Origin of the sequence: Bradyrhizobium iriomotense, from assembly GCF_018129405.1 — a bacterium.
GTDB lineage: Bacteria > Pseudomonadota > Alphaproteobacteria > Rhizobiales > Xanthobacteraceae > Bradyrhizobium > Bradyrhizobium iriomotense_B.
This window is the reverse complement of record NZ_JAFCLP010000002.1, coordinates 747,702-760,113: the sequence shown is the minus strand read 5'-3', so window position 1 is coordinate 760,113 and position 12,412 is coordinate 747,702. Positions and strand designations below refer to the sequence as shown.

The following is a 12,412-nucleotide window of genomic DNA, read 5'->3' as shown; positions in this document are numbered from 1 at the left end:
GAGTGGCCGCCGCAGTCGATTAGTTGCCGGGAAAAGCTGATTGCATACTCCTTGGGCAGTCCTGCACTATAAAGCCGCTTGCCTGTGCACCGACCATAGTCGCGGCCCCCCTTCAATCCGAGGCCTGGCCGCGCATCTCCTCCAGTACGTCGGTCCGGCACACCACGATCTGCGACCGCTTGGTCACGACGATTCCCTTCCCCTGCATCCGCTTCAGGCTGATCGTGACCCATTGCCTGGTAGCACCGACCATGTGGGCAATGTCGGCGTGGGTGAAGGCCGCGGCGATGACGGTGCCGTCGGCGTCCTCGACGCCGTAGAGCTCGACGAGATGCAGCAATAGATGCGCAAGGCGCTGCGTGATCGAGCGCGTTCCGAGCATCTGGGCCAGCGCCGAATAGCATTTGCCCTTAAAGGTGAGGCCTTCGATCAGACCGATCGCGAGGTTCGGGATCTCTGCGGCAAGGGACCGCAGCTCCTTTCCGGGCAGGTGCACGACGCTGCAATTGCTGGATGCGACGCCGGACCATTGGTGCACGGTACCTTCGAACACTTCTGGGCCGCCGACGAAATTGCCGACATGCCAGTAGGCAAGCGTGATCTCGCGCCCGAGCGGCGATGTGTAGAACACGCGGATACGGCCGCTCTCGATCAGCCAGATGCCGTCATGCTTGCCGCCCTGGCTGAATAATGTCTGGCCGCGGTTGAGCACCTTTCGCCGGCCCTGCTTCAGCACCAACTCCCGCTCGCGCGGCGAGAGCTTGTCCATCAACGGTGGTGGACCGCCGATCCATTGCTGGTTCTCGGTGAGCAGCAGCGAGGAGCTGCCCGCAGGCCGGACTGCCGGGGGAACAGCCCCGCGAACCGCATTGGCCGCCTGCAACATCACCTGCCTCCGGAACGTTCGAATCGTTCTAAAGCGGAGCAATGTCCGTGCCAGATGGGGGGCTCGCGGTTCGCTTACGGCACGGCCTCGCCATTTACTCCGCTGTCATCGCCCAGCTTGACCGGACGATCCAGGATTCCAGAGACAGCAATGGGTTACGGAAAGGCCGCGGCGTACTGGATGCCCCGGTCAAGCTGGGGCATGACATCGAATACTGGATCAGCGCCTCGCCAAACTAAGCAGATACGTCTTCGGGTAAATCCCCCTGTTGTGCCCGTCCGAAAACGCGATGTTCAGCCCGTAGCCGAGGTCGCCGATCTCGGTGATCGCAATTCCCGGAAATGCTTCCGGGAAGCGGCCGTCGAAACGGGCGCGGGTGCAGTGGGCGCATTTGCAGGAGAGGCGGAGTGTTTCGGCCGGCACGCTCAGCGCACCGTCCTGAGTGGTGCGGACGAGGAGCGAGGCGAGATCGGCGCTGGCTTCGTAGTCGGCGACGGTCGGTGCCACCAATGCGGTCATGGTCATGACGAACCTCCGACTTCTCTCTACGTCGGCGCGGGCGCGCGCGAATAGCAACTAATTGCCGACGCGGACGCGTGGCGATGACCTTCGCTGCCTTCTCTTCAGTCATCACCCGCAAAATGTGAAACTAATCGACCGGAAATTTCACTTCCGAATTGCCGGACTCTCCTCTCTCCGAAACCTTGGGCGTCATCGACAAGGGGAGATCATGAGCGCATTTCAGAAGGAAACGGTTTTGTCGGTTCGCCACTGGACCGACTCTCTGTTCAGCTTCACCGCGACGCGCGATCCCGGCTTCCGTTTTCAGAACGGCCAGTTCGCGATGATCGGGCTCGAGGTCGAGGGCAAGCCGTTGATGCGGGCCTACAGCATGGCCAGCGCCAATCACGAGGAGGCACTCGAGTTCTTCTCGATCAAGGTGCAGGACGGCCCGCTGACCTCGCGCCTCCAGAAGATCCGGGAAGGTGACATCATCCTGGTCGGCCGCAAGGCCACGGGCACGCTGATCACCGGCAACCTCATTCCGGGAAAACGCCTGCTGTTGCTCTCGACCGGCACGGGACTCGCACCCTTTGCGAGCCTGATCAAGGACCCCGACGTCTATGAGAATTACGAGACCATCGTGCTCGCCCATGGCTGCCGCCAGGTCTCGGAACTCGCCTATGGCGAACATGTCGTCGAAGGCCTGCGCAATCACGAGTTCTTCGGCCCCTTGATCCGCGACAAGCTCGTCTACTACCCGACCGTCACCCGCGAGCCGTTCCGCAACCGCGGCCGCATCACCGACCTGATCGCCTCCAACCAGCTGTTCGACGATATCGGGCAGGACGGCCTCGATATCGAGACCGACCGCATCATGCTCTGCGGCAGCCCGGCGATGTTAGAGGAACTGCACGCGATGTTCTCGTCGCGCGGCTTCATTGAGGGCAATCACAGCCAGCCCGGCCATTTCGTCATCGAGAAGGCCTTCGTCGAGCGCTGAGGCGCAAATCGCATCGCGGCGACAACTAATTGCTATCGCCGGGACGCCCTCTGAACAAATCTGATGCAAAGGCGCCGGGGATCGGCGAACCAGGAGCAAGTGATGGCACTAGATCAGATCGTCGACGGACTTTCGGAGGTTTCCTGCGATGTGCTGGTGATCGGCGGCGGCACGGCCGGCCCGATGGCGGCCCTGAAGGCGAAGCTGAAGAACCCGAAGGCCAATGTCGTCCTGCTCGAAAAGGCCAATGTCAAGCGCTCCGGCGCGATCTCGATGGGCATGGACGGGCTGAACAACGCCGTCATCCCCGGCTATGCGACGCCGGAGCAGTACACCAAGGAAATCACCATCGCCAATGACGGCATCGTCGACCAGAAGGCGGTCTATAAATACGCGCAGAACTGCTTTGAGATCATCGAGGAGCTCGACAGCTTCGGCATCCGCTTCCTGAAGAACGAGAACGGCGACTACGCGGTCAAGAAGGTGCACCACATTGGCACCTATGTGCTGCCGATGCCGAACGGCGAGACCGTGAAGAAGGCGCTCTATCGCCAGCTCCGCCGTGCCCGCATCCTGATCTCCAACCGCTACATGGCGACGCGTCTCCTGAAGTCGAGCGATGGCCGCATCGCCGGCGCGATTTCCGTCAACACCCGCACGGCCGAGATGCTGGTGATCAAGGCCAAGGCCGTGATCCTCTGCATGGGCGCCGCCGGCCGCCTTGGCCTGCCGACCTCCGGCTACATGTTCGGCACCTATGAGAACGCCGCCAATTCCGGCGACGGCTACGCCATGGCCTATCACGCCGGTGCCGCACTCGCGAACCTCGAATGCTTCCAGATCAACCCGCTGATCAAGGACTATAATGGCCCGGCCTGCGCCTATGTCGCAGGTCCCTTCGGCGCGTATACGGCGAACAACGAGGGTTCGCGCTTCATCGAATGCGACTACTGGTCCGGCCAGATGATGCTGGAGTTCTACAACGAGCTGCTGTCCGGCAAGGGGCCGGTGTTCCTCCAGCTCAAGCACCTGCACCCAGACACCATCTCCGAGATCGAGTCGACGCTGCACAAGGTGGAGCGTCCGACGCGCGGCCTGTTCCAGCAGGGGCGCGGCGTCGACTATCGCAGCGAGTCGATCGAGATGCACATCTCCGAGATCGGCTTCTGCTCCGGCCACAGCGCCTCTGGCGTCTTCGTGGACGACAATGCGCGCACCACCGTGCCGGGCCTCTACGCCGCCGGCGACATGGCAAGCGTGCCGCACAACTACATGCTCGGCGCCTTCACCAACGGCTCGGTCGCCGGCATTGACGCGATGGAGTTCGCCGACAGCCACGATTTTGCGGAATTCGATGCGGCCGACGTCGCCATCGAGCGCGAGCGCGTGATGGCGCCGACGAGGCGCGAGGACGGCATCCCGCCGAACCAGATCGAGTACAAGACCCGGCGCCTCGTCAACGACTATCTCCAGCCGCCGAAGGTCACCCGGAAATACGAGCTCGGCATGCGCCGCCTTGCCGAGGCGCGGGAGGACATGCAGGAGCGCATGATCGCGCGCAACGCGCACGAGCTGCTTCGCGCGCTCGAAGTGCAGTCGATCATGGACTGCGCCGACATGGCCGCGCACGCCTCGCTCTACCGCGAGGAGAGCCGCTGGGGCCTCTATCACTGGCGCACGGATTTTCCGGAGAAGGACAACGAGAACTGGTTTTGCCACACGCTGCTCAGCAAGCGTGAAGGCAAGATGACGAGCGAGAAGCGCGCGGTCGAACCTTACGTCGTGCCGATCGCGGACGACGAGAAGGACCTCTACGACAAGCAGCGCATCCGCGCCTCCGCCTGATCCGCCAGAACACAGCAACAGGAGACAGCAAATGCCTCTCGCGTCCTATCAGACATCGGTTCCGGTGGTCGTCGACGACGCCAAATGCATCGCCGACAAGGGGTGCACCGTCTGCGTCGACGTCTGCCCGCTCGACGTGCTCCGCATCAGCGACATGACGAACAAGGCCTACATGGCCTATGACGAGTGCTGGTACTGCATGCCCTGTGAGGCAGATTGCCCGACCGGCGCCGTCACTGTCAACATTCCCTATCTGTTGAGGTGATCATGTCGAGCCCGTTCGAGTCCTACGACGATCTCGAAGACGCCGACGAGCGGCTTCAGGCCGCCGATCCCGCCGAGCGCCGCGTCGCCATTATCGCGCTCGGCCATTCGGGGGATCCGGCCGCGGTCGGCCATCTCGCCAACATGGTCGCCGATCCCGATGCCGGCGTGCGCCAGCAGGTCGCGATGGCGCTCGGCGAGTTCGACGGGCCGGAGGCCGCGAGCGCGCTGGTCAAGCTGCTGGTCGACCCTGAAAGGATCGTGGCATCGGCGGCTGCCGACAGCATGGCCGAGTTCAAGGATCCGGCCTGCGCCGAAATCATCCTGCCGCTGGTCAAGCACGCCCACGCCTTCGTCCGCATGGGCGCACTGCGCGCGCTGAAGGAGCTGCGCTGCAAGGACACGCTGAAGCCGGCGCTGGAAGCGCTCCAGGATGCGGATGCCGCCGTGCGCGTGCAGGCGATCGGCGTGATCGGCTTCCTCAAGCTGGAGGAGTCCATCCCGGCGCTGACCGCGCTGATCAACGACCCTGATGCCCATGTGCGCCGCGCCGCAGTCAGCGCGCTGGCGTTCTCGCAGATGAAGCCGGCCGCCGAGTCGATCACGCGCGCGCTGAAGGACCCGGATTGGATGGTACGCGAGGTGGCGGCGGAGACGCTGGGCCTCAACGTCAACGGTTCTCTCGCCGCCGATCAACTCATTGCCTGCCTTGCCGACGCGTTCTGGCAGGTGCGGCTGAAGGCAATCCGCAGCCTCGGTAGGATGAAGATCGAGCGCGCGGTGCGCCCGATCGGCAACTGCATCAACCATGACCAGGCCAATTTGCGTAAGGAGGCGGCGGCCGCGCTCGGCGAGATCGCCGATCCCGAGGGCGAGGCCTACCTCGCCGTGGTCGCCGCCGATCCCGATCCCGACGTGCGCAAGAACGCGCGCTGGGCGCTCCAGCAGATCGCGGCGAAAAGGACGCGAGCCGGATCGTAGGTCAAGATCTGAGTTCGACAGTCCAGTCCGTGCGAAGAGCGAGATTCCAAGCTTCTCAACTATTCACGCACCGGGAGATCAGGAAACTCTCATCACGGCTTGTGTAAGCGTACCCTACACCGCGCACGTCGATGTGCCGCACGCAGAGCCCGCGGAATAGGAGTTAGACCTGACTGCCCCGAACGGCACTTGCGACCGGCGCGGCGACGATCCGTCGCCAGGCCGATGCGGCGAAGCGAGGGCCGCAAATGTCGGGATGCCTGGCGGCCAACGTCCGCGAAATTAATTGCTTCAGCATTACTGCGTCGCTCCCTAGGATCGGTCTGTGCTTGACCAAATTCCAGCGTCCGAACGAGCACGGTCAAGCGTGTGATCCCGGAAAGAGGCGACTACGATCATGAGCAATGCCATCACTGCCACCGGAGAGAAGCCGCTGACTCCGGCCATGCTGCGCGAGTTGTCGGTGCGGTCCGATTGGCAAGGTCTGGTCCGTGCGGCCAGCCACTACGGCGTCATCGTCGTTGTCGGCGCGCTGATCTGGCTGGTCTCGTCGCGATATGGAATCGTGTCGGCGTTGCCGCTGGTCGTCGTCCAAGGTTACTTTGTCGCGTTCCTGTTCATGGTGGTACACGAGACCGCCCACAAGACGGCGTTTCGCAGCCGCGCGCTTAATCTCGCCTTCGGTCATCTCTCCTCGTTCGCGGTCGGCTTGCCTTACGAATATTACTGCTTGTTCCACTGGGATCATCATCGCTATACGCAGGATCCAAAGAGGGATCCGGAACTGCTGTCGGTCCCGATCCCGACCTCGAACGCCCAACTGCTGATCGTCTACAGCGGCTTGCGGCAGGTTGCCTTCCGGGTGGGGCTGATGCTTCGCCATGCGTTGACTGGCAATGCCACGTCGCCCTGGATTCCGGAAAGCAAACGCCACATTGTCGTGATGGAAGCGCGCCTGCATCTGGCAGGCTGCGTCGCGCTGTTGCTGGCGTCGGTCGCGCTGCACACCATGATCTTGTTGTGGGTCTGGGTCGTCCCCGTGATCGTCGGTCAATTGTTTCTGCGTCCATATCTCCTTGCCGAACATACCGGTTGCGATCGCACGCGCAGCGCCTTCCAGAATACCCGCACCACCTATACCGCCATGTTCGTGCGCTGGTTTGCATGGAACATGCCCTATCATGTCGAACACCATGCCTATCCTTCGATTCCGTTCCATGCGCTGCCGAAACTGAACCGGATCGTCGCCGATCAGATCGTCTACCGGGGGCCGGGCTACATCGCGGTGACGCGGCAGACGTGGGCCTGGTTTCGCCGCGCGCGCAACGGCATCGAAAGCCCGATCGGTTCTGATTGAATCGGGATCGGGGCTTCGCGAAGCCAGCAGAGCGCCGATGCCGGAGGCTACGCTGCGCCCAAGGTGTGAGCAGCCTGATGACTTTATTGCCCAGTCACGGTCGGAAGCTGGTCTGCTTGCGCAAAAAATGGACAGCGTCGAGCCTTGTCGATTAATTGCTTCATGGTCTTCCATCTTCAGACGATCCTATCGTCAAGGTCGATCACTCCGGTCGCCGGCATCACAGGGGTTTGGCATGCGATCAACAACCGCTCTTCGCTCCGCCGTGTTCGCGCTCACTGCGTCCTTCCTGTTTGCGACGCCCGAGCGCGCGACAGCCGAAGAATTGCTGAAGGCGCGGCTCGCCCAGAATCTCGGGCCGATCTCGGGACTGGCGATCGTCGCCAATGCGAAGGGCATTTTCGCCAGGCAGGGGCTCGACATCTCGGTCTCCAATTTCACCAGCGGGAAGCAGTGCCTCGATACGGTGCTTGGGGGAGGAGCGGATATCGCGACAACCGCAGAGGCGCCGGTCACGGCGGCCGCGATGGCGCAACAGCCGATCGCCTTCGTGGCGGGGATGGAATATTCGGATCTCAAGACCATGACCGCGGCTTCTGCCGGGATCAAGACGAAGGCTGATCTGCGTGGGAAGCGAATTGCCTTTACGGCCGGAACCGGCAGCGAAGTTTACACCTCGGTTCTGTTGAAAGCGGCGGGCCTGACGTCGAAGGACGTGACGCTCGTCAACCTGCGACCTCAGGAGATGCTTCCCGCCATGGCGGCCGGCAGTATCGATGCGTTCGATACCTGGGAGCCGCACGTCGCGAATGCGAAGAAGGCTCTTGGCGAAGGCGCGATCCCGCTTGAGACCAAAGGTCTCTATTCGGAGACCTTCAATATTGTCGTGACCCAGTCCTACCTCGCGGCCAACCCCGCGATCGTCAGCAAGTTCCTGGCGTCCCTCGTCGAAGCCGAGGGCTGGCTCAAGGCGCATCCGGATGAAGCGATCGACGTCATCGCCGCAGCGACCGGGATGAAACGCGATGAATTGGCTGCGATCTGGCCGGACTATGTCTACCATGTGCGCCTCGACGATAGGATTCTCACGACTCTGAAAACCCATGCCGCCTGGCGGCTCGAGACCGGCAACCATCCCCCTGGCGCGAGCATGCCCGATTTCTCGAAAGTCCTGGTGACGGCGCCGCTGAAGGCGCTCGACCCGGCTCGCGTCACGCTGGAGGCGCGCCCGTGAGCGTCGGGAGACGCAACAGTGCGAGCGCGACCGCACGGCTGAGCGTACTGGTCGCCATCTTCTCCGTGCCTGCCTTCACAGGCGTGTGGGAACTGGTTGCGCGCTCCGGCATCGTGAACGCCGTGCTGTTTCCTCCGCCATCGACCGTCGCTGTCGCCGTTCTCGAATGGATCCGCAGCGGACAGTTTTTAGGCGACCTGGTGGCGAGCCTCTCGCGTGTGGCCGCGGGATTTGCGATCGGGGCTGCGGGCGGGATCGTGCTCGGCGTCCTGACTGGCCAGTTCCGGCTGGTGTCCAGCCTGCTTTCACCCTTGTTTCACATCCTTCGTCCAATTCCTCCCGTCGCCTTCGTGCCTATCGTCATCCTCTGGTTTGGCCTCTCGGAGACAGGCAAGCTCTTCCTGGTCGTTTGGGGCGTGTTCTTCACGGTATGGCTCGCGACCCACATCGGGGTGCAGAAAGTCGACCGCGGACTTATCCGTGCCGCCCAGATGCTAGGCACGCCGCAAACGCAGATGCTGTGGGAGATCGTCCTTCTTGGCGCGCTGCCCTACATCACAGTCGGTCTTCGGACCGCGGTGAGTATCTCTTTCTATACGCTGGTCGCCGCCGAGTTGGCGGGAGCGTTCGCCGGTATCGTCTATCGTATCGAAATTGCGCAACAGAACCTGCAAACGGGTCAGGTCATGGGCGGGTTAGCGGCTCTCGGACTGCTTTCCTTCGTCGCCGACCGTTCCTTCGCGATTCTTGCCGAACGTGCCGTGTGGTGGCGATGACCCCGAGCCTGCTTCGCCCAGACCAGCCACTCAGGCTCGTGGATACGTACTCGCCTTCCCCGGCGCGTCAGGCGATCATCCGGGTCGAGGATTTGAGCATCGTCTTCGATGCGCCGAGCGGACAGGTCATCGCGGTCGACCGCGTATCTCTGGCGGTGGCGCAGGGGGAATTCGTCTCGATCGTCGGTCCATCCGGTTGCGGCAAGTCCACGCTCCTGAATGCGATGGCCGGTCTCGAGCGGCCGTTCGAAGGCCAGGTGCGCATAGCCGGCGAAGCAATGCGCGCGCCACGGCCCGAGATCGGGATGGTCTTCCAGCAGCCACATCTGTTTCCGTGGAAATCGGTGCGCCGGAACATCGCGCACGGGCCGCGCGCCCTCGGCAAGCCGAAAGCGGAAGCGCTGCGGATTGCCGACGACCTCATCGAGATGATCGGACTGACCAAATTTGCGTCGGCATATCCGCACACGCTATCGGGAGGTATGCAGCAGCGGGTTGCGATTGCCCGTGCCCTCGCCAATCAGCCGCGCGTGCTGTTGATGGACGAGCCGTTCGGAGCGCTGGATGCGCAGACCCGGGCGGTCATGCAGGACAATCTGCTCGAGCTCCGCGAGCGGATCAACGCAACAATCGTCTTCGTCACACACGACATCGACGAAGCGATCCTTCTCTCTGACCGTGTGCTGATCATGAGCGCGGGACCAGGCCGCATCCTCAAGGATCTGCAGGTGAGCCTGCCGCGACCGCGCTCCAGCGCCATCGTTGCGGAGGCTGCCTATCTCGCCCTCAAGCGGGATTGCCTTGATCTGATCCGCTCGGAAGGCCGCCGGGCCTTCGAGCAAATGGAAATCAAGGCGTAGGCGCCTGACGACAGCTCTGGCATGGCTCTTGAATGGTTTTCCTTGCGGCGGCAAGGGAGCGAGCAGATGTCAGCGGCAAGTCTCAGGAATACGACCGGCATCATGCTGGCGGGATCGGATGCTCTGGTCGGGTCGCTGCCCAGTTTGTTGGATCCGCTGTGTGAGGCTGACCGGCGTCGTATCCTCGCCATCGGCCGCGAGGAGGTCCTGCAGGCAGGCAAGCATGTCTGGCGGCAGGGCGACCTGCAGAACGGCATTTATCTGATCGAAGAGGGGCGTATTCGCAGCTACTACGCGGCTCCTTCCGGACGTGAGGTGACGCTGGCGTACTGGTTCGCCGGCAATTTCGTCGGCGGCCCGGATCTGTTCGGTACTGGTGCCCACGTATGGTCTTCGGTTGCGGTGGAGCGGAGCCAGGTGACGTTTTTGCCCGGCCCAGCCCTGCGCGCGCTGGCGCTTCAATCCGCCAGTATCGCGGTCGCGCTGCTGGATGCACTCGCCTTCAAGGCACGGTGCTACTCGGCGATGGCGCAAATGCTGGGGACCCGTTCGGTGACCGAGCGGTTGCATCGTCTGTTGGTCTTTCTCTCGAAGATCTACGGCTCGCAGCAAGGCCGTGAGATCGTGATCGGGATCCCGTTCACGCATGGTGATCTCGCCAACCTGATCGGCTCAACCCGCCAATGGGTTACTGTGCAGCTTTCCCGCATGCAGGCAAGGGGCGTCATCCGTTATCACCGAGGCCTGATTGTGATCCTCAATCTGCGCGCTCTCGATCTCGAAGTCGTCTAGAGCATGATCCGGAAAAGTGTGAAGCGGTTTTCCGAAAAGATCATGCTCAAACAAAGACCTAAAGCGCGATGATGATTCATCCTAATCTCATTGCGCTTTAGGACGCGGCCTTCGGATATACTTTTAGATCGAACAGTGCAGCCTTCGCATCGGGCAGCCATCGCTCGGCAAGGTCGAGAAGAGCATGGTCACGCCACGCAGGCGCCAGCAAAGTGATGCCCATCGGCATGCCGTTGCCGAGCGTTGCGTTGGGAACTGCAACCGCGCACAAGTCCACGAGATTGGCAAAATAGGAGTAATAGCCGAGGCGACTGTTGAGCGTGACAGGATCTTTCATCATCTCCGAGATTGTGAAGGGGCGTGGCGCCGTAGGCACCACCAGGACATCGATCTCCTCGAAAAGCGATTGGATCTGGCGTCGCAGCTTCAAGAGTCGATGTTGCGCGGCGAACGCATCTATTGCGGAAAACCGGGCAGCTGCGCCCAGCACGTTGCGGATGACGTCAAGCAGGTCTCCATGATCGATGTCCAGAAACTTGCTGATCGCCGCATGACGTTCGGCAATCCAGGGCCCTGAAAAGAGCATTTCGCCGGCTTCGGCGAAAGGCGCAAAGTCAATTTGCCTGGCTTGGCCTCCCAGTCCCGAAAGCCTCGTGCAGGCCTGCCTGTAAAGGTCATTGCATTCCGGCATGCCGAATGAATTCAGATGACCGACAGAGACCTGGCCGAACCGGAATTTGCGAGGAGATGGGGAGGACGAGGCAATCCGTTGACGGCTATAAGGATCGCTGTCGTCGAATCCTTCGATCAACCCGAGCAGAATTCGACCCTCGGCAATGGAATTGCAGAAGATCGAGGGACAATCGAGCGTCGGACAGTTCGGCACAAGGCCCCGGGATGAGACGAGGCCGACGGTTGGCTTGATCCCAATGATCCCATTGAAGCCTGCGGGAATCCGGCCCGAGCCGCCGGTATCTGTGCCGAGAGCGAAGGCAACATGGCCGGATGCTACGGCAGCAGCCGAACCGGAACTCGAACCGCCGGAGATATACAGATCGTTGGCCGCGCTGGAACAGGCGCCATAGGGGGAGCGGGTGCCGGACAGTCCGGTTGCGAACTGATCCAGGTTGGTTTTGCCAAGACAGATCGCACCTGCCGCCGTTAATCTCTCGACGCATCTGGCCGATTGCGCAGCCACATATTCGAATGACGGACAGGCTGCAGTCGTTGGCATGTCCTCGACGTCAATATTGTCCTTGACGCCGAATGGCACGCCAAGGAGCGGCAGGACTTCACCTTCCTCCGCTCGCCGCACAAGGGCATCAGCCTCGGCCAGCGCTTCTTCCATGGGCCGCACATAGATCCAGCAGTTGCGGCGCCGGTCCCGTTCGATGCGCTCATAGGCGGTTGTGATGATGGAGGCTAACTCGGCAGGCGAACGTAGAGGTCGGCTCTGCGCGGATAAGATAGCTTGCGGCACGGAATAAACTCCTGAGGGCATGACCGCACAAATATGAAGCCGCTACCCAGCAGTGAAAGCAACTAAGCGCCTCTGCCGCACCGGCGGCACTCGAACCTGCGACCACACTGTTATGAGCGGCGGGATATCGATCAGATTCGTTGATTTTCCTGCGCTTTTCGTGGAATTCGACCATGTTCGTTTGCGCTTCACTTGCGCATTCGCCAACGCACCAATTGGGTCAGGTCCGAGGGCAGGGGAGATAGGTGCGTGCTGACGATCAGCACTAGTTGCTGGAAACATGAGGCGCCACCCTCTCATCCCGCTCCGTGCAGCCCGGCTGGTCGAACTTGCTGCACCCATTGCTTGAGTTCGATCGCGTCAGCTGCGCTTTGGCGAGGCCTTTTTCTGGAGCGAAACAGGCGTGGTCCGCGGCGATGGCAGACTTCGGCCG

General features: G+C 62.0%; 12 protein-coding genes. 9 read left to right on the top strand and 3 right to left on the bottom strand.

What is annotated here, in order from left to right; genetic code table 11:
• Positions 1–112: 112 nt before the first annotated feature.
• On the bottom strand, positions 113–886 hold the full coding sequence (locus JQ592_RS08400) for a Crp/Fnr family transcriptional regulator (RefSeq protein ID WP_211402366.1): 774 nt from the start codon (positions 884–886) through the stop codon (positions 113–115).
• Positions 887–1,105: 219 nt separating this feature from the next.
• On the bottom strand, positions 1,106–1,411 hold the full coding sequence (locus tag JQ592_RS08395; protein ID WP_211402365.1) for a gamma-butyrobetaine hydroxylase-like domain-containing protein: 306 nt from the start codon (positions 1,409–1,411) through the stop codon (positions 1,106–1,108).
• Positions 1,412–1,616: 205 nt separating this feature from the next.
• Here JQ592_RS08395 and JQ592_RS08390 point away from each other — a divergent pair, with 205 nt between their 5' ends.
• The 9 genes from JQ592_RS08390 to JQ592_RS08350 all read left to right on the top strand — a co-directional run bounded on the left by JQ592_RS08390 (position 1,617) and on the right by JQ592_RS08350 (position 10,499).
• A complete protein-coding gene (locus tag JQ592_RS08390) occupies positions 1,617–2,390 on the top strand; it encodes a ferredoxin--NADP reductase (protein ID WP_211402364.1) in 774 nt (257 codons plus the stop codon).
• Positions 2,391–2,492: 102 nt separating this feature from the next.
• Positions 2,493–4,235, top strand: a complete 1,743-nt coding sequence (locus JQ592_RS08385; protein WP_211402363.1) for a fumarate reductase/succinate dehydrogenase flavoprotein subunit — start codon at positions 2,493–2,495, stop codon at positions 4,233–4,235.
• A gap of 31 nt (positions 4,236–4,266) precedes the next feature.
• The gene (locus tag JQ592_RS08380) at positions 4,267–4,500 is read left to right on the top strand and encodes a 4Fe-4S dicluster domain-containing protein (RefSeq protein WP_007593252.1); all 234 of its coding nucleotides are present in this window, start codon (positions 4,267–4,269) and stop codon (positions 4,498–4,500) included.
• Positions 4,501–4,502: 2 nt separating this feature from the next.
• Positions 4,503–5,480, top strand: coding sequence for a HEAT repeat domain-containing protein (locus JQ592_RS08375; RefSeq protein WP_211402362.1), 978 nt, complete (start codon positions 4,503–4,505; stop codon positions 5,478–5,480).
• A 397-nt stretch (positions 5,481–5,877) separates the two neighbouring features.
• Positions 5,878–6,837, top strand: a complete 960-nt coding sequence (locus JQ592_RS08370; RefSeq protein ID WP_211402361.1) for a fatty acid desaturase — start codon at positions 5,878–5,880, stop codon at positions 6,835–6,837.
• A 37-nt stretch (positions 6,838–6,874) separates the two neighbouring features.
• The gene (locus tag JQ592_RS08365) at positions 6,875–8,071 is read left to right on the top strand and encodes an ABC transporter substrate-binding protein (RefSeq protein WP_246820240.1); all 1,197 of its coding nucleotides are present in this window, start codon (positions 6,875–6,877) and stop codon (positions 8,069–8,071) included.
• On the top strand, positions 8,068–8,847 hold the full coding sequence (locus tag JQ592_RS08360) for an ABC transporter permease (protein ID WP_349630451.1): 780 nt from the start codon (positions 8,068–8,070) through the stop codon (positions 8,845–8,847). The genes JQ592_RS08365 and JQ592_RS08360 overlap by 4 nt, the downstream gene beginning before the upstream one ends.
• Positions 8,844–9,707 (top strand): ABC transporter ATP-binding protein, encoded by an 864-nt coding sequence (locus JQ592_RS08355; protein WP_246820238.1) that lies wholly within the window; start codon positions 8,844–8,846, stop codon positions 9,705–9,707. The genes JQ592_RS08360 and JQ592_RS08355 overlap by 4 nt, the downstream gene beginning before the upstream one ends.
• 66 nt (positions 9,708–9,773) lie before the next feature.
• Entirely contained in the window at positions 9,774–10,499 is a 726-nt protein-coding gene (locus JQ592_RS08350) for a Crp/Fnr family transcriptional regulator (protein ID WP_211402359.1), read from the top strand.
• Between the two features lie 97 nt (positions 10,500–10,596).
• Here the strand turns inward: JQ592_RS08350 and atzF are convergent, their stop codons facing one another.
• Entirely contained in the window at positions 10,597–11,979 is a 1,383-nt protein-coding gene (gene atzF / locus JQ592_RS08345) for an allophanate hydrolase (protein WP_349630450.1), read from the bottom strand.
• Between the last annotated feature and the right edge of the window lie 433 nt (positions 11,980–12,412).

Bases quoted from the DNA above. Each gene is read 5' to 3' on its own strand.
- JQ592_RS08370 (WP_211402361.1), top strand. From the start codon at position 5,878: ATGAGCAATGCCATCACTGCCACCGGAGAGAAGCCGCTGACTCCGGCC.
- JQ592_RS08385 (WP_211402363.1), top strand. From the start codon at position 2,493: ATGGCACTAGATCAGATCGTCGACGGACTTTCGGAGGTTTCCTGCGAT.
- JQ592_RS08365 (WP_246820240.1), top strand. From the start codon at position 6,875: ATGCCGGAGGCTACGCTGCGCCCAAGGTGTGAGCAGCCTGATGACTTT.
- JQ592_RS08350 (WP_211402359.1), top strand. From the start codon at position 9,774: ATGTCAGCGGCAAGTCTCAGGAATACGACCGGCATCATGCTGGCGGGA.
- JQ592_RS08400 (WP_211402366.1), bottom strand. From the start codon at position 886: ATGTTGCAGGCGGCCAATGCGGTTCGCGGGGCTGTTCCCCCGGCAGTC.
- JQ592_RS08390 (WP_211402364.1), top strand. From the start codon at position 1,617: ATGAGCGCATTTCAGAAGGAAACGGTTTTGTCGGTTCGCCACTGGACC.
- JQ592_RS08380 (WP_007593252.1), top strand. From the start codon at position 4,267: ATGCCTCTCGCGTCCTATCAGACATCGGTTCCGGTGGTCGTCGACGAC.
- JQ592_RS08375 (WP_211402362.1), top strand. From the start codon at position 4,503: ATGTCGAGCCCGTTCGAGTCCTACGACGATCTCGAAGACGCCGACGAG.
- JQ592_RS08395 (WP_211402365.1), bottom strand. From the start codon at position 1,411: ATGACCATGACCGCATTGGTGGCACCGACCGTCGCCGACTACGAAGCC.
- JQ592_RS08355 (WP_246820238.1), top strand. From the start codon at position 8,844: ATGACCCCGAGCCTGCTTCGCCCAGACCAGCCACTCAGGCTCGTGGAT.